Annotated in this window: 19 protein-coding genes and 1 pseudogene; 7 read left to right on the top strand and 13 right to left on the bottom strand. The window is 62.2% G+C overall.

The features are described 5' to 3' along the window. Window positions 1–54: 54 nt before the first annotated feature. From paaK to paaF, 6 genes are all read right to left on the bottom strand, one after another. Complete coding sequence (paaK, locus tag ACGJAX_RS27090; RefSeq protein ID WP_390956811.1) at window positions 55–1380, bottom strand: phenylacetate--CoA ligase PaaK; 1326 nt, start codon at window positions 1378–1380, stop codon at window positions 55–57. A 99-nt stretch (window positions 1381–1479) separates the two neighbouring features. Beyond that, window positions 1480–2691: a 3-oxoadipyl-CoA thiolase gene (gene pcaF / locus ACGJAX_RS27085; protein WP_390956810.1), complete on the bottom strand. Its 1212-nt coding sequence runs from the start codon at window positions 2689–2691 to the stop codon at window positions 1480–1482. Then, entirely contained in the window at window positions 2684–3133 is a 450-nt protein-coding gene (paaI, locus tag ACGJAX_RS27080) for a hydroxyphenylacetyl-CoA thioesterase PaaI (protein WP_103405841.1), read from the bottom strand. Before paaI ends, pcaF begins: the two co-directional genes overlap by 8 nt. Next, the gene (gene paaH / locus ACGJAX_RS27075; protein WP_390956809.1) at window positions 3126–4643 is read right to left on the bottom strand and encodes a 3-hydroxyacyl-CoA dehydrogenase PaaH; all 1518 of its coding nucleotides are present in this window, start codon (window positions 4641–4643) and stop codon (window positions 3126–3128) included. Before paaH ends, paaI begins: the two co-directional genes overlap by 8 nt. Before the next feature lie 3 nt (window positions 4644–4646). Further along, the gene (gene paaG, locus ACGJAX_RS27070; protein ID WP_390960004.1) at window positions 4647–5438 is read right to left on the bottom strand and encodes a 2-(1,2-epoxy-1,2-dihydrophenyl)acetyl-CoA isomerase PaaG; all 792 of its coding nucleotides are present in this window, start codon (window positions 5436–5438) and stop codon (window positions 4647–4649) included. 54 nt (window positions 5439–5492) lie between these two features. After that, entirely contained in the window at window positions 5493–6266 is a 774-nt protein-coding gene (gene paaF / locus ACGJAX_RS27065) for a 2,3-dehydroadipyl-CoA hydratase PaaF (protein WP_090323858.1), read from the bottom strand. 349 nt (window positions 6267–6615) lie between these two features. On the opposite strand from paaF, the gene paaY reads away from it, so the two are divergent. The 3 genes from paaY (at window position 6616) to feaR (ending at window position 9310) form a co-directional block, all read left to right on the top strand. Next, a complete protein-coding gene (gene paaY / locus ACGJAX_RS27060) occupies window positions 6616–7212 on the top strand; it encodes a phenylacetic acid degradation protein PaaY (RefSeq protein ID WP_390956808.1) in 597 nt (198 codons plus the stop codon). Between the two features lie 157 nt (window positions 7213–7369). Continuing rightward, complete coding sequence (gene paaX, locus ACGJAX_RS27055; RefSeq protein WP_090323854.1) at window positions 7370–8293, top strand: phenylacetic acid degradation operon negative regulatory protein PaaX; 924 nt, start codon at window positions 7370–7372, stop codon at window positions 8291–8293. 102 nt (window positions 8294–8395) lie between these two features. Continuing rightward, entirely contained in the window at window positions 8396–9310 is a 915-nt protein-coding gene (feaR, locus tag ACGJAX_RS27050; RefSeq protein WP_390956807.1) for a transcriptional regulator FeaR, read from the top strand. Window positions 9311–9353: 43 nt separating this feature from the next. On the opposite strand, the gene ACGJAX_RS27045 is transcribed toward feaR, so the two are convergent. Together ACGJAX_RS27045 and ACGJAX_RS27040 are read right to left on the bottom strand one after the other, a co-directional pair. Further along, window positions 9354–10097 (bottom strand): zf-HC2 domain-containing protein, encoded by a 744-nt coding sequence (locus ACGJAX_RS27045; RefSeq protein ID WP_390956806.1) that lies wholly within the window; start codon window positions 10095–10097, stop codon window positions 9354–9356. Next, window positions 10090–10602: a sigma-70 family RNA polymerase sigma factor gene (locus ACGJAX_RS27040; protein WP_090323849.1), complete on the bottom strand. Its 513-nt coding sequence runs from the start codon at window positions 10600–10602 to the stop codon at window positions 10090–10092. The genes ACGJAX_RS27045 and ACGJAX_RS27040 overlap by 8 nt, the downstream gene beginning before the upstream one ends. A 153-nt stretch (window positions 10603–10755) precedes the next feature. On the opposite strand from ACGJAX_RS27040, the gene ACGJAX_RS27035 reads away from it, so the two are divergent. The 3 genes from ACGJAX_RS27035 to ACGJAX_RS27025 all read left to right on the top strand — a co-directional run bounded on the left by ACGJAX_RS27035 (window position 10756) and on the right by ACGJAX_RS27025 (window position 13013). Further along, complete coding sequence (locus tag ACGJAX_RS27035; RefSeq protein WP_247256056.1) at window positions 10756–11724, top strand: metallophosphoesterase; 969 nt, start codon at window positions 10756–10758, stop codon at window positions 11722–11724. A gap of 14 nt (window positions 11725–11738) precedes the next feature. After that, entirely contained in the window at window positions 11739–12047 is a 309-nt protein-coding gene (locus ACGJAX_RS27030) for a cupredoxin family copper-binding protein (protein WP_090323846.1), read from the top strand. Between the two features lie 618 nt (window positions 12048–12665). Further along, entirely contained in the window at window positions 12666–13013 is a 348-nt protein-coding gene (locus tag ACGJAX_RS27025) for a DUF6124 family protein (RefSeq protein WP_390956805.1), read from the top strand. 181 nt (window positions 13014–13194) lie between these two features. On the opposite strand, the gene tynA is transcribed toward ACGJAX_RS27025, so the two are convergent. Both tynA and ACGJAX_RS27015 read right to left on the bottom strand, forming a co-directional pair. Next, entirely contained in the window at window positions 13195–15483 is a 2289-nt protein-coding gene (gene tynA, locus ACGJAX_RS27020; RefSeq protein ID WP_390956804.1) for a primary-amine oxidase, read from the bottom strand. A gap of 233 nt (window positions 15484–15716) precedes the next feature. Then, window positions 15717–16868 carry an MFS transporter gene (locus ACGJAX_RS27015; RefSeq protein WP_390956803.1) on the bottom strand — a complete coding sequence of 384 codons (1152 nt, stop codon included), beginning with the start codon at window positions 16866–16868 and terminating at the stop codon, window positions 15717–15719. A 171-nt stretch (window positions 16869–17039) separates the two neighbouring features. Here ACGJAX_RS27015 and ACGJAX_RS27010 point away from each other — a divergent pair. Continuing rightward, window positions 17040–18033, top strand: a pseudogene (locus ACGJAX_RS27010) (diaminopimelate epimerase). A gap of 93 nt (window positions 18034–18126) precedes the next feature. Here the strand turns inward: ACGJAX_RS27010 and codA are convergent. The 3 genes from codA to ACGJAX_RS26995 form a co-directional block, all read right to left on the bottom strand. Beyond that, on the bottom strand, window positions 18127–19374 hold the full coding sequence (gene codA, locus ACGJAX_RS27005; RefSeq protein WP_390956802.1) for a cytosine deaminase: 1248 nt from the start codon (window positions 19372–19374) through the stop codon (window positions 18127–18129). Window positions 19375–19665: 291 nt separating this feature from the next. Beyond that, window positions 19666–20022, bottom strand: a complete 357-nt coding sequence (queD, locus tag ACGJAX_RS27000) for a 6-carboxytetrahydropterin synthase QueD (protein WP_047527439.1) — start codon at window positions 20020–20022, stop codon at window positions 19666–19668. Window positions 20023–20097: 75 nt separating this feature from the next. Next, the gene (locus ACGJAX_RS26995; RefSeq protein ID WP_390956801.1) at window positions 20098–21177 is read right to left on the bottom strand and encodes a patatin-like phospholipase family protein; all 1080 of its coding nucleotides are present in this window, start codon (window positions 21175–21177) and stop codon (window positions 20098–20100) included. Window positions 21178–21473 lie beyond the last annotated feature (296 nt).

Raw genomic sequence — 21473 nt, 5'->3', positions numbered from 1 at the left:
AAAAGCCCCGCAAAAGCGGGGCCATAAGGGGTGCAGCAGTCATGCTTCAGGAGGTCATGCTTTCGGACGTTTATCCAATACGTGGCACGCCTTGCCTTCAGATCGTTTGATCGAGTGCAAAGGCTGCAAAACAATCCGCGAACTGATCCCGATATAGGTCTTGATGTGCTTGCTCAGCTCCCCGCAAACAGCCTTCTGCTGTTCGTCGCTCAAGTGCTGATGGTCGGCCTTCAACTCGACGTGCACATCAACGCTGTCCAGGTTGCCATGGCGATACAGATGGATCTCATAGCACTCGGCAAGCTGTTTGACTTTCAGCACCTGCTCTTCGATCTGCGTCGGGAACACGTTGACCCCACGGATGATCAGCATGTCATCGCTGCGTCCGGTGATCTTGTCGATGCGTCGCATTGGCCGTGCAGTGCCCGGCAGCAGACGCGTCAGGTCGCGGGTGCGGTAGCGGATCATCGGCAGGGCTTCTTTGCTCAGGGAGGTGAACACCAGTTCGCCCATCTGCCCGTCCGGCAGTACTTCGCCGGTGACCGGGTCGATGATTTCCGGGTAGAAGTGGTCTTCCCAAATGGTCGGGCCGTCCTTGCTCTCGGCGCACTCCATGGCGACGCCCGGGCCCATGATTTCCGAGAGGCCGTAGATGTCCAGGGCGGTGATGCCCAGGCGGGTTTCGATGGCGCTGCGCAGTTCGGCGGTCCAGGGCTCGGCGCCGAAGATGCCCAGGCGCAGGGCCAGTTTGTGCGGGTCGATGCCCTGGCGCTCGATTTCATCGGCGATGTTGAGCATGTACGACGGCGTGACCATGATGATGTCCGGCTGGAAATCCTTGATCAGCTGCACTTGTTTTTCGGTCTGGCCGCCGGACATCGGGATCACCGTGCAACCCAGGCGTTCGGCACCGTAGTGTGCGCCGAGGCCGCCGGTGAACAGGCCGTAGCCATAGGAAATATGCACCTTGTCGCCGCGACGTCCGCCTGCCGCGCGAATCGACCGCGCAACGACGTTGGCCCAGGTATCGATGTCGTTCTGGGTGTAGCCGACGACGGTCGGTTTGCCGGTGGTGCCGCTGGAGGCGTGCAGGCGAACGATGTCATGCATCGGTACGGCGAACATGCCGTACGGGTAGTTGTCACGCAGGTCGGACTTGGTGGTGAACGGGAATTTCGCCAGGTCCTCGAGGGACTTGATGTCGTCCGGGTGCACGCCCAGGGCATCGAAACGCTGACGGTACAGCGGCACGTTCTCGTAGGCGTGCTTGAGGCTCCAGCGCAGGCGATCCAGCTGATGTTGACGCAACTCGTCGATGCTGGCGGTTTCCAGCGGGTCCAGCACAGGATCAAGCACGGATTGGGCAATTGGCATGTTCATGACTTCACTCGAATTGTTTTTGTGTTCCAGCCCCTGCGCACAGGGGCTTTGAGTGCATGACCCAAGGATACCTCTCGGCTCCCCGGGAATCGCGGTTCTTTAACGGGATAGACGCTCGATGATCAGCGCGATCCCTTGGCCGACGCCGATGCACATGGTGCACAGGGCGTAGCGACCTTGACGTTCTTCCAGCTCATGCAGGGCCGTGGTCACCAGGCGAGCACCGCTCATGCCCAGCGGATGGCCGAGGGCAATCGCGCCGCCATTGGGGTTGACCCGTGGGTCGGTGTCGCTCAAGCCCAGTTCGCGCAGTACCGCCAGGCCTTGTGCGGCGAAGGCTTCGTTGAGTTCGATCACGTCCATGTCTGCCAGGCTCAGATTGGCCAGCTCCAGCACCTTGCGAGTGGCCGGCACCGGGCCGATGCCCATGATGCGTGGCTCGACCCCGGCCGTGGCCATCGCCACCACCCGGCCACGTGCAGTCAAACCGTGACGCTTGGCGACTTCCGGGCTGGCCAGCAATAGCGCGCAGGCACCGTCGTTGACCCCGGAAGCGTTGCCGGCGGTGATGCTGCCGCCTTCGCGGAACGGCGTGCCGAGTCTGGCCAGTTGTTCGAGGGTGGTATCGCCGCGTGGGTGTTCATCTTGCTCGACCACTTTGGCTGGGCCTTTGCGCTGGGGTATTTCCACCGCAACGATTTCCCTGGCCAGGCGCCCGTTAGCCTGGGCAGCAGCGGTGCGTTGCTGGCTGCGCAGGGCGAAGGCGTCCTGGTCGGCCCGGGAGATGTTGAACTGTTCGGCGACGTTCTCTGCGGTTTCCGGCATGGAGTCGATGCCGAAGGCCTTTTTCATCAGTGGATTGACGAAGCGCCAGCCGATGGTAGTGTCGAAAATTTCCGCCTGGCGGGAAAACGCCTGCTCGGCCTTGCCCATCACCATAGGTGCGCGGGACATCGATTCGACACCGCCCACCAGCATCAACCCGGCCTCGCCACTGCGAATGGCGCGGGCCGCCGTGCCGACCGCGTCCAGCCCCGAACCACACAGGCGATTGAGGGTGGTGCCGGGCACGCTGACCGGCAACCCGGCCAACAGCGCCGACATGCGCGCGACGTTGCGGTTGTCTTCGCCGGCCTGGTTGGCGCAGCCGTAGATCACGTCATCGACGCGGCTCCAGTCCACCTGCGGGTGACGGCGCAGCAGTTCGCGCAGCGGCACCGCGCCGAGGTCGTCGGCGCGCACGCTGCTCAAGACTCCGGCATAGCGACCGATCGGGGTCCGTACCGCATCGATGATCAGGGCGTCATTCATTCGGGTTCTCCTGCGTCAGCACCGGGCCGCGCACTTTGTAGGATTTGCCATGGAACAGGGCGATCAACTGGCCCTGCTGGTTTTCAATGCGTACGTCGTAGTTGCCGGTGCGACCCGAGCGGCTCTGCTCGGTGCAATCGGCGTTCAACGTGTCGCCCAGACGCGCCGGGGCGATGTAGTCGATGCTGCATCCGATGGCCACGGTGGCTTCGTTGTAGCTGTTGCAGGCGAAGGCGAATGCCGAGTCGGCGAGGGCGAACAGGTAGCCGCCGTGACAGGTGCCGTGGCCCTGGAGCATGTCGGCGCGCACGGTCATGCCCACCCGGGCGCAGCCGGGACCGGCCGAAAGCAGGCGCATGCCCATGGCCTGGCTGGCGCTGTCGCGCTGGAACAGCGCCTGGGCGCAATCGCTGGCCAGGGTCATGGCTTCGTGATTAGTCATGGAAGTTTCTCCCTTCGGCGACCCGACGACGCAACAGCAGCGAAGGGCGATAGCGTTCTTCGCCATAACCGGCGTGAAGGTTTTCCAGCGTTTCAAGAATGTGCGACAGGCCGATGGCATCGGCCCAGGCCAGCGGGCCTTGCGGGTAGTTGACCCCGGCACGCATGGCCAGATCGATGTCGGCAGCTGACGCCACGCCTTGCAGCAGGGCATCGGCGGCTTCGTTGGCGAGCATCGCCACGGTGCGCAGGACCGCCAGTGCCGGGCTGTCGCTGAGCAGGCTGACCTTGAAGCCGGCCCGTTGCAGCAGGGCCACGCCTTGTTCAAGGGCCAGCGCATCGATGCCCGCCGCGTAGCTGATGGCGATGCGCTGGGCCTTGCTGTAATCGAGGGTCAGATCCAGCAGGATCAGGTTACGCAGCCCGTCTTCTGTGGCCCGCTGACAGGCCATGCGCCCGTCGCTCAAGGCCAGCACGGCGTCACCGACCCGCAGCAAGCCTTGACCATCACGCTGGATCACTTCGACGCCTTGCGTACCAAGGCGTGCGAGCAAACCTTGGGCGATGCCCAGATCACCTTCGGCCACGCACGTCTCGACGGTCGCCGCGCTGCTGATCTCGGCAGGTTGCGGACGTTCGGTGCCTGGGGCGTAGCTGTAGAAGCCCTGACCGCTTTTGCGCCCCAGTCGTCCACCGTCCACCAGTTCTTTCTGGATCAGCGACGGCAGGAAACGGGTGTCCTGGTAATAGGCATCGAACACCGAGCAGGTCACGGCATAGTTGACGTCGTGGCCGATCAGGTCAGTCAGTTCGAACGCACCCATGGCAAAACCACCGGCCTCGCGCATCAACGCATCCAGGGTCGGGCAATCGGCGGCGCCTTCCTGCAACAGGCGCAGGCTCTCGGCGTAGAACGGCCGGGCCACGCGGTTGACGATGAAGCCCGGCGTGGAACAGGTGTGCACCGGTTTTTTGCCCCAGGCTTTGGCGGTGTCGTACAGGCACTCGGCCAGGGTCGGGTCGCTGGCCAGGCCGGAGACGATTTCCACCAGCGCCATGACCGGCGCCGGGTTGAAGAAGTGCAGGCCGAGCAGGCGATGTGGGTGTTCAAGTTGCGCGGCGATGCTGGTGATCGACAGCGACGAAGTGTTGCTGGCCAGGATGCAGTGTTCGCCGCAAATGCCTTCGAGCTGGCGGAACAGGGCGCGTTTGACCTCAAGATTCTCGACGATGGCCTCGATGATCAGCTCGCAATCGGCCAGCGCTTCAATGGCTTCCACGGCCTGCAGGCGGGCGATCGTGGCGCTGCGGGATTCGGCCGAGAGTTTGCCGTTCTCGACCCGTTTGCCCAGTTGCCGGTCGATGCCTTCGATGGCCTGGGCGGCGGCGCCGGGGCGGTTGTCCAGCAGCAGCACCGGGTGACCGGCCTGCGCGGCGACCTGGGCAATGCCGGCACCCATGGCGCCGGCACCGATCACGGCGATGCGTGCGTTGGTATTCAATGCGGTCATGGCTCAGCGCCCCTTGAAGCTTGGGGTGCGTTTTTCCATGAAGGCGCTGACGCCTTCGCGGTAGTCCTCGCTGCGCCCGGCCAGGCGTTGCAGATCGCGCTCCAGTTCCAGCTGTTCGTCGAAGCTGTTGCTCAGGCTGGCGTTGAGGCTGCGTTTGATCAGGGCCAGGCCGTAGGTCGGTTGGGTGGCCAGGTGTTGCGCGAGCTTCAGCGCTTCGTCGCGCAGTTCGGCGTCTTCCACGCAGCGGTAGATCAGGCCCCATTGCTCGGCCTGTTCGGCGGTCAGGCGGTTGCCGAGCAAGGCCAGGGCCTTGGCGCGCGCCATGCCGATCAGGCGCGGCAGGGTCCAGGTGCCGCCGGAGTCAGGGATCAGGCCGATCTTGCAGAACGCCTGAATGAAACTGGCCGAACGTGCCGCCAGCACCAGGTCGCAAGCCAGCGGAATGTTGGCGCCGGCACCGGCTGCCACGCCGTTGACCGCGCAGATCACCGGCATCGGCAGGTCGCGCAACTGGCGGATCAGCGGGTTGTAGAACTTCTCGATGGATTCGCCCAGGTCCGGCACCGCGCTGCCCGGTGCGACATTGCGGTCGCTGAGGTCTTGTCCGGCGCAGAAGCCACGACCTTCGCCGGTCAACAGCAGCACGCGCACGTCCGGGTTCTGCCGGACTTGCTTGAGCGCTTCCTTCACTTCGCCGTGCATCCGGGTGTTGAAGCTGTTGAGCTGATCCGGGCGATTAAGGCTGAGCAGGGCAACGCCGGCCTCGATGGAAAACAGAATGTGTTCGAAGTTCATGGTCTTGGCGCTCACTTGGGAGATCGTTCGCTTTTTATAAAAAAGGCGTGGTGATTACTGGCCGGTGAAGGTCGGCGTGCGTTTTTCCTGGAAGGCGGCGATGCCTTCGTCGCGGTCACGGGTGCCGGCCAGCACGGTGAAGGCATGGCGCTCGAAACGCAGGCCGCTGGCCAGGTCGGTGTCCATGGCCTTGAGCAGCGCTTCCTTGGCCAGGCGCACCGCCAGCGGGGCTTTGCCGGCAATGCTGCGGGCGATTTGCACGGCGCGCTCGACGGTGAATTCCGGTTGCGTCACTTCGCTGACCAGCCCGGCGCGCTGGGCCTGGCGGGCGTCGATCGGCTCGCCGGTCAGGACCATCTGCATGGCCATGGATTTGCCGACGGCACGCAGCAGGCGTTGGGTGCCACCGGCGCCGGGCATGATCCCGAGGTTGATTTCCGGCTGACCGAAGCGGGCGTCTTCACCGGCAATGATGATGTCGGCGTGCATCGCCAGTTCGCAGCCACCGCCGAGGGCGAAGCCATTGACGGCGGCGATCAGGGGTTTGCTGAAGCGGGTGATGGCCTGCCACGAAGCCTGGCGCGGGTCGTCGAGGATGCCGACCAGGTTGCGTTCGGCCATTTCCTTGATGTCGGCACCGGCGGCGAAAGCCTTGCGGCTACCGGTGAGGACCACGGCACGGGTCTCGGGGTCGGCTTGTGCGGCGCTCAGTTCGTCGGCCAGTTCGCCCAGCAATTGGGTGGTCAGGGCGTTCAGGGCTTGCGGGCGCTGCAGGGTAATCAGGCGCACGCCGGGCTCGATCAGTTCGACGGCAAGGGTTAGAGGCATGGCGGATGCCCTCAGGGTGCACGCTCGGCGGTGATGCCGGCTTGTTATTGGATCGGTCACAGGAACCGGTTTTGCCCGAGTATACCTGCAACGTGATACGCAAATGCAATACAAAAATAGATTTAATGTGTCCTTTTGTCGTTGTGGTAGTCACTGGTTGTCCGTCGGGCATGGGCGTTCATATGCCTGAATGCCCCGGTTTTATTGGCTATTAAGCGGGTATTAGCGGCTGGCGCCTGGCCGCTTTCACTGCCCTGTTCAAGTGATACGGTTTTTTGTCTTTGTGCTGGTAAAAGCGATGTGATACAAAATGAGCCATTATTTGCATCGCTTTGTGAAGGAACCTGCCATGACCTGCTACAGCCTTGATGGCCTGACTCCGGTGGTTGACCCCACTGCCTATGTGCATCCGTCCGCCGTGCTGATCGGTGATGTGATCGTCGGTCCTCATTGTTATGTCGGGCCGCTGGCGAGTCTGCGCGGCGACTTTGGCCGGATCGTCCTGGAGGAAGGCGCCAATCTGCAGGACACCTGCGTGATGCACGGCTTTCCCGACAGCGACACGGTGGTCGAGCGCAACGGCCACATCGGTCATGGCGCGGTGCTGCATGGCTGCCGGATCGGCGCCGACGCTCTGGTGGGCATGAATGCCGTGGTGATGGACAACACGCGCATCGGCTCGCGTTCATTCGTCTCGGCGGCAGCGTTCGTCAAGGCCGGTTTCGAATGCCCCGAGCAGTCGCTGGTGATGGGCGCCCCGGCCAGCGTCAAGCGCACACTCAGCGATCAGGAAGTGGCGTGGAAACAGGCAGGCACTCGCGAGTATCAGCAATTGGCCCAGCGTTGCCTGGAACAGATGCAGGTCTGCGAACCGCTGACCGAGCCGGAGCCGGATCGCCCGCGCATCAGCGACAGTGGCTTGCGGCCCAAGGGCAACGCGTTGTGAACACGGTCCCTTGTAGGAGCGAGCCTGCTCGCGATGGTGTGTCAGTCGACGCCAGGCTGGCTGACCCACCATCGCGAGCAGGCTCGCTCCCACAAGGGGGTGCGATTAACCCGCAGACATTCGGTATATTCCTTTTCTTTTTTCGCTCGGTACGCCCATGTCGTCCCTGACACCTTTGAACCACTTGATTACCCGCTTCCAGGAGCAGACGCCGATCCGCGCCAGTTCCTTGATCATCACCTTGTACGGCGATGCCATCGAGCCCCATGGCGGGACGGTGTGGCTGGGCAGCCTGATTCAGTTGCTCGAACCGATCGGCATCAACGAACGGCTGATCCGCACCTCGATTTTCCGCCTGACCAAGGAAGGCTGGCTGACCGCCGAGAAAGTCGGGCGTCGCAGTTACTACAGCCTGACCGGCACCGGTCGCCGGCGTTTCGACAAGGCGTTCAAGCGGGTCTACAGCACCAGCATGCCGGCCTGGGACGGTTCCTGGTGCCTGGTGATGCTGTCGCAACTGACCCAGGACAAGCGCAAACAGGTGCGTGAAGAACTGGAGTGGCAAGGTTTTGGTGCGATTTCACCGGTGGTGCTGGCGTGCCCGCGCAGTGATCGCACCGATGTCAACGCGACCCTGATCGACCTCGGCGCCCAGGAAGACACCATCGTCTTCGAAACCACCGCCCAGGACGTGCTGGCCTCCAAGGCCCTGCGCCTGCAGGTGCGCGAGAGCTGGAACATCGAGGAGCTGGCGACCCATTACAGCGAGTTCATTCAATTGTTCCGGCCGCTCTGGCAAGCGCTTCGCGAGCAGGAAAACCTGCAGCCGGCGGACTGTTTCCTGGCACGGATCCTGCTGATTCATGAATACCGAAAACTGTTGTTGCGCGATCCGCAACTGCCGGACGAGTTGTTGCCCGGCGATTGGGAAGGGCGTGCGGCGCGGCAGTTGTGCCGCAACATTTACCGTTTGATTTACGCCAAGGCCGAGGAATGGCTGAACGCTGCACTGGAAACGGCCGACGGCCCGTTGCCGGATGTGGGGGAAAGTTTTTACCGGCGTTTTGGCGGACTCAAGTAACACGTCATGGTGCAGGGAGCAGGGTTGTTCAGGAGATGCGAAGCACCCCGATGTCGTGTGGATTGACGTAGACAATAAAAATAAGCCTGCGTGAGGCCTGACATGATTTCTACAATTGCACAGCGCCAGGATGGGTTCGATCAATGGATCCATCAGATCAACCAGATCTGTGGCGCTTTCAACGCACAACCCCTGGGCACCGGGTTTGCCGGGCAGATCCGCGAATACCGCAGCGATGCCCTCAAGCTCAGCTTTGTCGATGCCTGTCAGGCGCGCCTGTACCGCACGCCGCAGGAAGTCGCGGCGGGCGAGGGCGGCAAATACTTTGCGGTGTTCCAGCTCGATGGTACGGCGGGCATGGCCCAGGGCGACGACAAGGTGCTGCTGTCCGCCGGCGACATCACACTGATCGATGCCGCGCGCCCGAGCGACTTCACCTACAGCGAGAACTCCCGGCAGTTGTCGCTGATCCTGCCGTATCAATTGGTCGAGCAGACCCTGCGCTTCAACCAGGTCAAGTGCGGTCACCGCATCGCCGCGACGTCGCCCATCGCCATGCTGTCGCACCGCTTGGTGCTTGATGCCACCCGCCAGCCAAACCTCGGCCGTCAGGAAAGCGAAGCGACCCTGGAAGCGATTGTCAGCCTGCTGCGTCCAGCCATCAGCCAGACCGACGACTGCACGGATCTGCATGAACGCACTTTCCGCAAGACCTTGAGTTTTATCGACCAGCACATCCGCTCGGAGGAGCTGTGCCCGGAATGGCTGGCGCGGGAAGTCGGCATGTCCACTCGCGGGCTGTACCGGATGTTTGCCAAGAAAGGCCTGGTGGTGGCGCGCTACATCAAGAATCGTCGCCTGGACCTGTGCGCCGAATCCCTGCGCCAGTCGGGCAAGGAGCAAAAGTTGTCGGTGCTGGGCTACTCGTGGGGTTTTTCCGATTCGAGCTACTTCTCCACAGCGTTCAAGTCACGCTTCGGCATCGCGCCGGGGGAGTACCGCAAGCAGCATGCTTGAGTGAAGCGTTTTTCGCAGGGTTTTGTGCCATCCATCCGTGTTTTCAGGCACCGTTCTTGAGCAATTCGCTGAAGGCCTCCAGCTCGCTTTTCTCCAGATCGGAAACCAGCACAAAGCGCATGTGGTTCGCTTGCCAGGACACAACGTTGAAGCCACGGATGGTCTGACTCTGGCGCGGCTTGTCGGCTTCCGGCGCGGGCAGGATAAACACATTGATGATGTGCTTGGCCCGGCCATAACTCAGCGCCGCCGTGGTCTGGTGTTGCAGATAATCCAGGCGCCCGCCCAACAGGGGAAAGCCTTGCGCCGCGTAATCGAACACCGGTGGCGAGAAGTCGAGCTTGCCGGTGAACCAGGGCTTGACGGTGTGACGGTCGGACGAAATCACATCGTTCAGATGCTCGCCCATCAACGAGCGGACATGACTGGAGACCGCCTCGTCCATCAACGGCTGCTCGCTGCCCGGCGTCGCCACATACAGCACCATCGCCAAGGCCAGCGCCGCCGCTGAAAAAGCCGGTGCAAACCATTTGCGCCAGCGCTCCAGAGCCCCGGGCGCTGGCACCTCAGGGGTTTTCAAGCGGGCAACCAAGGACGCCGGCGCGGCGTAATACGGCGCCTTGTGCCTGACGCTGTCCTTCAACCGCTGCGCCTGATCCAGTAACCGCGCGCAGTCGGCGCACTCGGCCAGATGCCCGGCCACATTCGCCGCCGTCGCGGGATCGAGTTCCTTGTCCAGATAGCCATGCATCAGCGTCTGGCAAACCGTGCAGTCGTGTTCATTCATGAGCGTGCAACTTCAATAGTTCGAGCTTGAGCATGGCGCGAGCCCTGGCCAGCCTCGACATGACGGTACCGATGGGAATGTCGACCACCAGGGCGATGTCCTTGTAAGCCAGGTCTTCGAGTTCTTTGAGAATGATCACCTCACGAAACGCCGGTGGCAGGGCGCACAGGGCTTGCTGGATCAGCGCCGCATTTTCGGTGTGGATGGCCAGCAGTTCCGGGGTCTGGCTGTGGCTCATCGCAGCCTCGTTTTCACCTGGCTCGTCGTCGAAAGCGACCCAGTGCCGTCCGGCCGAGGCCTTGAGCCAGGTGTAGCTTTCGTTGCGCACGATGGTCAGAAACCAGGCCTTGGCGTTGCCGTCGACGAAGCGGTGCGCAAACCGCAAGGCGCGCAGGGCGCTTTCCTGCACGACATCGTGCGCGGCGCTGTCATTGCCCGTGAGCCAGCGCGCGAGGTTGTAAGCGGCATCCAGGTGCGGCGCAAACAGTTCCTCAAATCGCTTCATAGTGGTTCCCGCACTGTCCCACCCCTATAACTGCGGTGCATGGTCTTTTATTCCCGGGAAAATTTATTTTTTCGACAGGGAATAAAGACCGGTCCTGCAAGGTTTTACCTCGTGTCAGCTACATCACTGTAGTTCTCCAGCGAGGGAATACCGATGGACATTCAAGCAAAACATCCACTGCGCACCGACGGTCCGTTGAATCCCGACCGCCGAACACTGCTCAAATGCTCGGCGTGGGCCGGGGCCGGGGTCCTCTGGGCCTTGAGCGGCGGCATCCCCCGGGCCTTCGCTCTGGACGATACGGGGAACGTCTCAGATCCCAAGGCGCTGGCCAGCACCTTTCACTTCGTGCAGATCAGCGACTCGCACATCGGTTTCAACAAGGAGGCCAATCCGGATCCGGTGAAGACCCTGCAAGTGGCGATCGACAAGGTCGTCGCGCTGCCCAAGCGTCCATCGCTGATCCTGCATACCGGCGATATCACCCACCTGTCCAAACCCGCCGAGTTCGACACCGCCGCACAATTGCTCAAGGGCCTGCCGTCCACCGTGCACTATGTGCCGGGCGAGCACGACACCCTCGACGAGGGCGGCGGCAAGCTTTATCTGGAGCGTTACGGCAAGGGCACCAAAGGCAATGGCTGGTACAGCTTCGACGACCACGGCGTGCATTTCATTGCGCTGGTGAACGTCTTCAACTTCCAGGCTGGCCATGAAGCGACCCTTGGCGCCGATCAACTGGCCTGGCTGGCCGATGACTTGCGCGCGGTGAGCAGCAGCACCCCGATTGTCGTGTTCACCCATATTCCGTTGTGGACCATCTATCAGCCGTGGGGCTGGGGCACCGAGGATGGCGACCAGGCGATTGCCATGCTGCGCAAGTACGGTTCGGTGACGGTGCTGAACGGGCATATCCATCAAGTCATCCAGAAGGTCGAGGGCAACATCACCTTCCACACCGCGCGCGGTACGGCTTATCCACAACCGGCACCGGGCACGGCGCCGGCTCCGGGACCGATGACGGTGGCGGCGGATCAATTGCGCAATTACCTGGGGATCACCGATGTGCGTGCGACGCAGGGTGAGCACCCCTTGGCCCTGATCGATTCGACACTGGTTTAGCGGAGGAAATGGGAATGAAAGCGCGATTGTTGGCTGTTGTCTGCCTGCTGTTGTCGATGCCGGTGTGGGCTCAGGAGGTGAAAGTCGATATCAAGGAATTCATGTTCGGGCCCAAGGATCTGAACGTGGCGGTGGGCACCAAAGTGACGTGGGTGAACGACGACGAGATTCCGCACACGGTAGCGGAAACCCACAAGCTGTTTCGCTCCGGGGCGCTGGATACCGGTGACAGCTATTCCTGGGTGTTCAATACACCGGGGGAGTATGAGTATTTTTGTGCGCTGCATCCGCAGATGCTGGGGAAGATTGTGGTCAGCCAATGAGTGGACCGATGTAACCCTGTGGGAGCGAACTTGTTCGCGATGGTGTGTCAGTCGACACCCATGTTGCTGATACTCCATCGCGAGCAAGCTCGCTCCTACAGGGGATTGGCCCGGCACCTTCGCCGGGTGCTTCCCGTTCGCCGCGAGGGTGGCGTAGGACATATCCGTATCTTGGTGCGCCGGAGCTGTAGGATTTTTTTTGGTGGGATGATTGCCAGTTGCTAGGGGGGGCCGCTTCGCAGCCCAGCGGGAGCGAGCTCCCTCGCCACAGATGCTCGTCGCTCAGCGGCTTTCAAGGTTACTTCCCGAAAGCCACAACGCCTTGCGTCGTTGCCTACGGTTACGCCAGAATCCGCCGGCTTGTGCGCCCTGGGGCCGCTCGGTAACTTGATTCGCGTCACTGATGGTCAGTGATCGGGTTTAGTAGCCCGTGGTGTTTCAGCAAGGTGCAAAGCTCCGAAACTCAGGTGTCCCATGCCTGGTCTTGATGGTGGCTGTGCGCAGGGCGCTTCGGCGCGCCGGTAAATGCTGATCTCCCCGGTCTACTAACCTGCGTACAGCCACCACCCTTCTTTTAGTAGAGAAGGGTTAGTGGCACCTTTCAGGAGTAATCAGCCTATGTTCAAGGTGACACCGAATCCGCCGGACACCGACCCGGCAACGCCCTCGGAAACCATCGATTCAAACACTTCCCATGCGCCGCCCGAACGCATTCCCTCCGCCGCCGACATCCGCGCCACCCCGCGCAAAATCTGCACCATGTTCATCGTCAACCCGGAACTCGATGTCGAATCCCTGCTGGCCCACGCCTGCGAATCGTTGGCGTCGGCCAATGTCATGACCCTGGATCTGGCGGATCGTACGGAGGGGACCAGTCGCAATACGCTGCTGGGTATCGCGCAAGTGATCATGCTGGGCGAGCTGGCGGTAAACCGGGCGCTGGATCGAATCGATCCGCCCGAGTAGACGTCAAAAGATCGTCCAAACGCGACCCGAGCCTGGGCCAGCTCAGGATTGGCTGACGGGCATAAATCGGCTGCCCGGCAAAGATCCCTGTAGGAGCGAGCCCGCTCGCGATGGAGTATCAGCAACACTGGTGTCGACTGACACGCCATCGCGAGCAGGCTCGCTCCCACAGGGGGGGGCGTTACTTCGGTGCGTTGAGGTCCAACGTCGGCGTTTCATCGAAGAAGTTCCACGGCTTGAGCAGCACGTGCACCCATTCGGTCGGCATGATCGGCCACTCTTCGGCGCGGGCGATGTGGGTGGTGCCGGTGGTCAGCCACACGACGTCGTCGGTGTTTTCGATGGAGTGGTTGTCCTGGGTGAACTGCCCCAGGCCCGAGTCTTTGTCCGAGCGGTTCGGGTACTTGCCTTCCGGGTACTTCTCCTCCGGGTTGTATTGCGTCACCCACAGTTGCTTGTCCATGAAGCTCAGGCGGTGATACAGCCATTCGTCCTTGCCGAAGTTGGCGCCCTTGGCCACCGGGTGCGTGCCGCCGGCATAGGGAATCAACTGATAGGACATCGGGTTGCCGACCTTGTTTTCCTTGCCGAAGTTGGTCAGCAGGCGAACGGTCGACGGGTCGAATTTCTGCGCCGCCTGTTGCTCGGTGCTGACCACTTTGGTTTCGGTCTGCATGGTGCTGGTGCGCGGTCCGCCACGGTCGTTCGGGGCAATCACCGGGTTCACCTCCACCAGCGAGTTGCTTTCACCGTCCACGTCCATGTCGAGGCGGAAGTTGTAGATGTGCTGGTGGGTGGTGCCGACGATGTTGTGATCGAGCAGCGTGCCGTAACGGGTGTCTTCCTTGGCGGTGTCTTCGTGCATGGTCCTGGACTTCACACCCTTGACCGCTTCGATGCCGGTGGCGCCGGCGTCGATGCCGATGGTGCCGTTCTGCTGGAAGACCCAGTCGAAGATGTAGTCATAGTTGCCGACGGTGCTGATCCAGCGCACCACCAGTTCCCGGCGTTCGGTACTGAGGTTGGGCTGGCCCATTTCCTGGTGTTTGTACTCGGGGCCGGCGTAGCGTTCGAACACTGCCATGGCGCGCGGGATCGCCGTCGGGGCGCCGGTGTAGTCGGCGATGGTGGCGTCCAGCAGCACGGCGTTTTCCGGGGCGTCTTTGCCGCGGGCGATCGGCGAGGTCAGGGTGCCCATGCCGTAGTCGCCCGAATCCAGGTAGGCCTTGAAGTACCAGCCGACATCCGGATCGCCATACGGCACGATCATGCCGCCCAGCGAGCCCTCGTACATGATTTTGCGTTTCTTGCCCTTGTCGTCATAGGTGACGGTGGACAGGATCGGCCCGACCCGCGAGTCGAGGCGCACATGGAAGTCCCAGTTCTGCCAGTGAATGCTGTTGCCGGTGATGGTGTAGTTCTTGCCCTCGGGCTCGATGATCTCCAGCGGCTTGACCGATGTCCCCTTGCGTCCGCGCCCGTCATAGGGCGTCGGCTTCATCGGCACCGGGATGAGCGCTTCGTCTTCGATCTTGATGAGTTTCTTCTGCTCCAGATCGACAATCGCCACCAGGCCTTCGATCGGATGCGCCCAATAGTTGCCGTCATCGGTATTGAGGTAGCTGACGATTTTCAGCAGGCGCTTGTCCTGTGCCAGGCCGTCCTTGCCGTCGAAGTAGCCGACGGTCAGCGGTGTGGCCACGACCTTTTTCACGTCGTTGATACCGCGCTTGGCCAGTGCCGCTGCGTACTCCGGGCTGGTCTCGACGGCCGTTTGCACCGTGGTGAAATCGTCCAGCAGCACCATGCCATGGGCGCCTTCAATCGGTGTCCAGGATTTGAGTGACTTGCTGTCCAGATCCACCAGCGCTTCGATCACGTGCTTGCCGTCCAGCACCACGATATTGGCCTGGCGCGGCTGCTCGACCTTCTGCCCGGTGTAGACGAAGTTCCACACCTGATCTTTCGGCGGCTCCTTGACCGAGACTTCGGTGAAGCGGAAACCGGGTTGGTAATGGTCGGACTTCTTGACGATGTCCACCGCCGCGGTGATTTCGTCCGCGCTCAGGGGATTGAGCGGGTTAGGGCGGGTTTCGACGACAAAGGTCTTGTCCAGGCCGGACTGGAATACCTGGTTGATGAAGTCCTTGGACATGAATGCGGTCTTGCCCTTGAACACCACCGGCACCGTCAGCGCCATGGGCTTGCCATTGAGCATGGCCACTTTGCTGTTCGGCTTGACCTTGAGGTAGACCCCGTCCTTGGCAATGGTGAACAGGTTGGAATAGTCGTCCCATTTGACCGTGGCACCGAATTCCTCAAGGCCCGCCTGCAGCGGCACCATTTCGGCGTGACCGCCATGGGCCTGGGCATTTCCGGCCCAATAGGGCAGGCCGAGGGTGCCCAGGGTGATGGCCAGCGCGAGCCGGGCAAGCGGTTTTCTGTTTCGCAACGCAAGGGAGGTGAACATTCTGGGTTCCTTCGAAAAAGCCGGTGACAGCACACCTGTACTTTGCAACAGCCCGACGTTGGCTGCTTTTGGATTCCTGCCAGAATCCTTTGGCTCTGTGCCGTAATCAGCTTTCCCGACTGGCGGGGGCTTGGCAAGCGGATATAGCGCTTTGCCATCGCGCCGCTGCAGGTGAGCGGGAAGCGTTTGTGAACGACAGGGATCAACTGTAGCTGGCTTGCCAGCAATGCTTTTCAGACCTTCAACACCTTCCCGCCAATGGCCACCGCCACCAGCAGCACGGCCATCAAGCCGAAGGCAAAGCTCAAACTGCTGCCATGGGCGATGAAGCCGATGACCGCAGGCCCCGCAAGAATACCGGCGTAACCGAGGGTGGTGATGGCCGGCACGGCGATGCTTTCCGGCATGACGGTCTGCTTGCCGACCGCGGTGTACAGCACTGGCACAATGTTCGAGCAGCCGGCCCCGAGTAACGCATAACCCACCAGCGCCGCTTCCCAGCTGGGGGCCAATGTCGCCATGAACAGACCGGCCGCTGCCGTCAGCCCGCCGAACACCATCACTCGCGTAGCGCCAAGGCGCCGCACGATTGAGTCCCCGGTCAGGCGTCCAGTGGTCATGGTCAGGGCAAACGCCGCATACCCCAAGCCAGCATAGGCGGTATCGATCCCGCGTTCCTGGGCCAGGAACACCGCGCTCCAGTCCAGGGCCGCGCCTTCGGCGAGGAACACGATGAAACACATCACGCCGATGAACAGCACGATGCCGTGGGGAATGGCAAACGCCGGTCCCGAGCTGTCGCTGCCATAGGGCAGCAGGTGCGGCGCGGCTTTGGCCAGGGCGATCAGCAGGATCACGACCACCACCAGGGTCGCGCCCAGCGGTGAAATACCCAGGCCGAGCAGCCCGCTGACACCCGCCGCGCCGACGATCCCGCCGAGGCTGAACAGGCCATGAAACCCCGACATCATGTTCTTGCCGCTGGCCCGTTCAACGATCACCGCTTGCAGGTTCACCGTGGAATCCACCGTGCCGAGGCCGGCACCGAAGATGAACAACGCCGCGATCAGCGCCGGAATCGATGACACCGTTGCCAGCAGCGGCAGCGCCAGGCAGATCAGCAAGGTGCCGCCGGTCGCGACTTTGCGACAACCAAAACGCGAGGCGAGCATCCCGGCCAAAGGCATCGCCAGAATCGAGCCCACCCCCAGGCACAGCAGCAATAAACCGAGGGTGCCGTCATCCAGCCCGGCGCGGACCTTGGCGTACGGCACCAGTGGCGCCCACGCGGCGATGCCAAGCCCGGCGATGAAGAAGGCAATGCGCGTGGACATTTGCTCCAGGCGCCCTGGAACGAAGGGGGATTGAGTCTTGAGGTTGGTCATATCGATCCTTGAACAAAAACGTCGCGTTCCCAAGGGACAGTGATCCACCTGCGAGGGTTCGATCAGGGGAGCCGCAAGGTTTGCGCTGAAACAGGCTGACATCCTTGCACAGCCAGAGCCTGTTTCGCGATATGTTGGGGCAGACCCATCATTTCCAGCAGGGAGGGCGCCATGGCGCGGATGTACGATGCACGAGGCAATATCTACAAGGTGGTGGCGCCTGAGGAACTGCGCCGCAGGGGAATCGCCGTGCCGGATCAGGCCAGTCAGGCCGCACAAAACATTCAGACATGGACCTTGTCGGCCATAGAGGCTTGCTGCCGTTGGGCCGCCGGCACCCAGCCGCCCGGCAGCAAGGAACATTGCAGCGATGGCTTGCTGGTCGGCCCGTTCCAGTCGTCGCAGCCATTCGATCTGTTGATCGTCAACACCGACGGCACCCTGGCCGAGCGCAGTGGCAATGGCCTGACGATTTTTTCCCAGGCCCTCAGCGATCAGGGACTTTGGCCGAAGGACCAAGCGTGTGTGCTCAGGGTTCATCACGACAAGGCTGATGTGCGTTCACCGGGGGAGATTTCGGTGAAAGCGGCGCAGGTCGATGGCGTGCAAGGGTTTTGGCTGGACCTGGGCAAGCCGGGGTTTGGCCCTGAGGCGGTCAGTGCGCAGGGGGGTTGAAAGCGTGGCCTGCAACGGTCGTGAGCTCAGCCATGTGCAGCCATTGGCAGCCCTCAACGGGGCATGGTCGCGCAGTCAGTTCGTGCGAGTCGGCAATCCGCACTGCGTGACCCTGGTCGACAGCGCCGATGCCTTGCCGGGCAATGAGCAAATGCGCGAGCCAGCGCTGGGCGAAGGGTTGACGCAGATCGCCTACGCCATGCCGACCGGCGCAGGAAAACCCTGCCCGGCGGGGATCAATCTGCAATGGGCGATGCGGTTGTCACCCGGGCACATCGCCGCGCGGGTGTTCGAGCGCGGAGAGGGGCCGACCGCTTCCTCGGGTACCAGTGCCAGTGCGGTGGCGTGTGCGGCCTGGCGGGTGGGTTGGGTCGATGCGGGGGAGGTGAAGGTGACGATGCCGGGTGGGACGGCGCCGATTCTGCTGGAGCAAGAGCGGGGGGAGTTGAGTCGGGTGAGCCTGTTTGGTACGGCTCGGTTGATGGACTGATCCCGAGACAGCCATCGCCGGCAAGCCGGCTCCCACAGGTTTAATGCAAGGCCTTGTAGGAGCCGGCTTGCCGGCGATGGCGTCGACCCGAATTCAGCTCAAGCCATCACCGAACTCCACCACCGGCATCGTCCGTTTCATCAGTACCTTGCCGCCGCGAATCGAATACAGCGGCAGGCCCTGGCTGCGGATCACCTCGTAGTCGCTCTCGGCCGACAATATCAACAAGTTCGCCGGCCGCCCCGGTTCCAGTCCGTAGCGATCACCCAAAGCCATGGCCCTGGCGCTGTTGTCGGTGACCAGGTCCAGCGCGCTTTGCAGGTTGCGGTAACCGAGCATGTGGCAGATGTGCAGGCCTGCTTCGAGGACCCGCAGGATGTTGCCGTTGCCCAGCGGATACCAGGGATCGACGATCGAATCCTGGCCGAAACACACGTTCATGCCGGCTTCGAGCAGTTCGTTGACCCGGGTCACACCACGGCGTTTCGGGAAGTTATCGAAGCGGCCTTGCAGATGAATGCTTTCGGTCGGGCAGGAGACAAAACTGATCCCGGAATGCCCGAGCAGGCGGAACAGTTTGGCGCAGTAGGCGTTGTCATAGGAGCCCATGGCCGTGGTGTGACTGGCGGCGACCCGTGAACCCATGTCGCGGCTGCGGGCTTCTTCGGCCAGCACTTCGAGAAAGCGCGAGTGCGGGTCGTCGGTTTCGTCGCAATGCACATCCACCAGGCAACCGGTGCGTTCGGCCAGGTCCATGAGGAACTTCACCGAACTCACGCCTTGATCGCGGGTGTATTCGAAATGCGGGATGCCGCCGACCACGTCGGCGCCCATGTGGATCGCTTCCTCCATCAGGTCCCGACCGTTGCGGTACGACTCGATGCCCTCCTGGGGGAATGCGACGATTTGCAGGTCGATCAGATCACGGCTTTCCTCGCGCACTTCGAGCATGGCCTTCAGCGCGGTCAGTTGCGGATCGGTGACGTCGACGTGGGTGCGCACATGCTGGATGCCGTGTGCGGCGAGGGCCTGGATGGTTTTTTTGGCACGGGTCTTGGTGTCTTCCTGGGTAATCGTCGCCTTGCGCTCACCCCAGCACTCGATGCCTTCGAACAAGGTACCGCTCATGTTCCAGCGCGGCTCGCCAGCGGTCAGGGTGGCATCGAGGTGGATGTGCGGCTCGACGAAGGGCGGTACCACCAGGTTGCCGCCGGCATCCAGATCGTCGGGGCCCAGGGTCGGAGCCTCGGTTTGCCGGGCGATGTGGCTGATCAGGCCGTTTTCCAGGTGCAATTCATGCAGGCCTTCCTGGTGACGCAGCCGGGCGTTGATGATGTGCATCAGGAGCGTCCTTTTCGATAGACAATGACACTACGTTAGCGCGACGGGGGCGATTCCTGCCAGCGTCATTGATCTCGCCTGTCACGGGCGTGAGCTCCTGGCATGTGAAAGCCAAAAAGCAGGCATAAAAAACAGCCGTTGAAGGCTGTTTTTTGCATCACTGACGGAACGCATTTCCCCTGTAGGAGCGAGCCTGCTCGCGATGGACGTAAACGATAACGCGGTGTATCTGGAGAACCGCGTTGTCTTGACGTCCATCGCGAGCAGGCTCGCTCCTACAAGGGTTCTGCTTTACTCGCCGCGATAGATGCAACCGCTGGTGCAGGTCTCGTGGATACGAATCGCGCTGAGTTCCGGCAGCAATGGCTTGAGTTCGGCCCAGATGAATTTGGCCAGTACTTCGCTGGTCGGGTTTTCCAGGCCAGGAATATCGTTCAGGTAGTTGTGGTCCAGACGCTCATACAGCGGCTTGAAGATCGCCTTGATTTCCGAAAAGTCGCGGATCCAGCCGGTGTGCGGATCAATATCGCCACTCAGGTGAATCGCCACTTTGAACGAATGGCCGTGCAGGCGACCGCACTTGTGGCCGTCCGGGACGTGGGGCAGGCGGTGGGCGGATTCGAAAGTAAATTCCTTGAAGATTTCCACAGTGTTTTCAGCTCTGTTCAGGTGGCGATCGCCGTGGCGATAGGGGCAGGCGGCGAGTTTAACAGCTTGTCCTGACTAAAGGGTCAGCAAGCGCTCGCCGAGGCGACCGTTGGCGGCCAGTTCGAGGAATTCGTCGCCCAGGCGACGGCTTTCGTCCATCGCCGCACGCCAGTATTTCTGCCGGCTCGGGGCGTCGCCCATGAAGCGTTTGAAGTCATTACGATCCGGCAGTTTGCCGTAGGGCAGGCGCGCCAGGTATTCCCGGGACGGCGCCAGCAACAGCACATTTCGCAGTCGCACAGGGCAGGCGCGGCGCCAGGGCAGGGTCTTGTCGAACCAGCCTGGAATCACCCGATCGGTGAAATGCGGGTAGAGCACGATGTCGTCGCCGCTGTAGGGCAGGTCGAGGTGGTAGTCCAGCAGACCGCCATCGCGGAAGGTCCCGGCGCCTGCACCCGGCAGGTCGCGCACGCCCTCCATGACCATGGGAATCGAGCCCGAGGCGAGCAAGGCCTGGCGCAGATTGCCGGCATTCAGCGCGACGAAGCGCGACGGGAAATCGTTCAGCGGGTTGACCGGTGGAGCCAGGCGCGGGTCGTGGATGATCAGACGTTCGAAGTGCCGCGACAACCGCGCGCGGCCGCGCAGGTTGTCGGCGATCACCGACGACAGGCCCAGGCCCAGGCGGCCGCGATGGTCGTCCGCGAGCAGGCCGTGGCTTTTGACCACCATGATGTTCAGGCGGTAATGGGCGTTGTCGAGCAGGGTGGCGTCGCGGCCGTCGAGCAGTTCATCGAGCATGCGCCGCGAACTCTGGCTGATTTGTGCCATGGTCACGCCTTTGGCGAAGTTCTGTTCGGTGTAGAGCTGGCCGAGGCGGCGGATGCCCTCGGCGGCGTCCGGCAGGCAGGCACTGGCAAAGCGCCAGGAACCGACCGATGCACCGATCAGCGAGCGCTCCCGGGGCGCCGCCGGCAGCCATTGGCCGAACAACGCCAGGTCCAGCCCCTGGATCCCCAGCGCCTTCGGGCCCCCGGCGGCACCGGGTAGCGTGCCGACATCGATAGCGCTCAGGCCGTTTTCGCGGATGCGCGCAAAGGCACGAGGACCGGCCTTGAGCGTCAGGGAAGGGAACTTGATGTGGATGGCGGTCATACCGGTCTCGATGTCTGGCAAGCGGGTGGATTATGTGGGAGTGAGCCTGCTCGCGATAGCGCTGGTGCAGCTGCATTGATTTTGGTTGGGCCAGCGTCATCGCGAGCAGGGTTTGCATCTGTGTCTGCTTGCCATTGCAGCCCAATGATGGCCATTCAGTTTCAATTAAGTTCAGCCCGCTAAAGTGGAGCCCGTATGCAACACCCAGGGGCCGGACGAAGCCTTGAGGTTGCACGACGCTGGTACCATTGTGCCTTTCGAGAAGCTCACCGCCTCGACATCGACCGGATCTGCAA

The organism is Pseudomonas moorei, assembly GCF_042846945.1.
GTDB lineage: Bacteria > Pseudomonadota > Gammaproteobacteria > Pseudomonadales > Pseudomonadaceae > Aquipseudomonas > Aquipseudomonas moorei.
The sequence above is the reverse complement of the archived record's forward strand: the minus strand, read 5'-3'. Positions and strand labels throughout refer to the sequence as shown.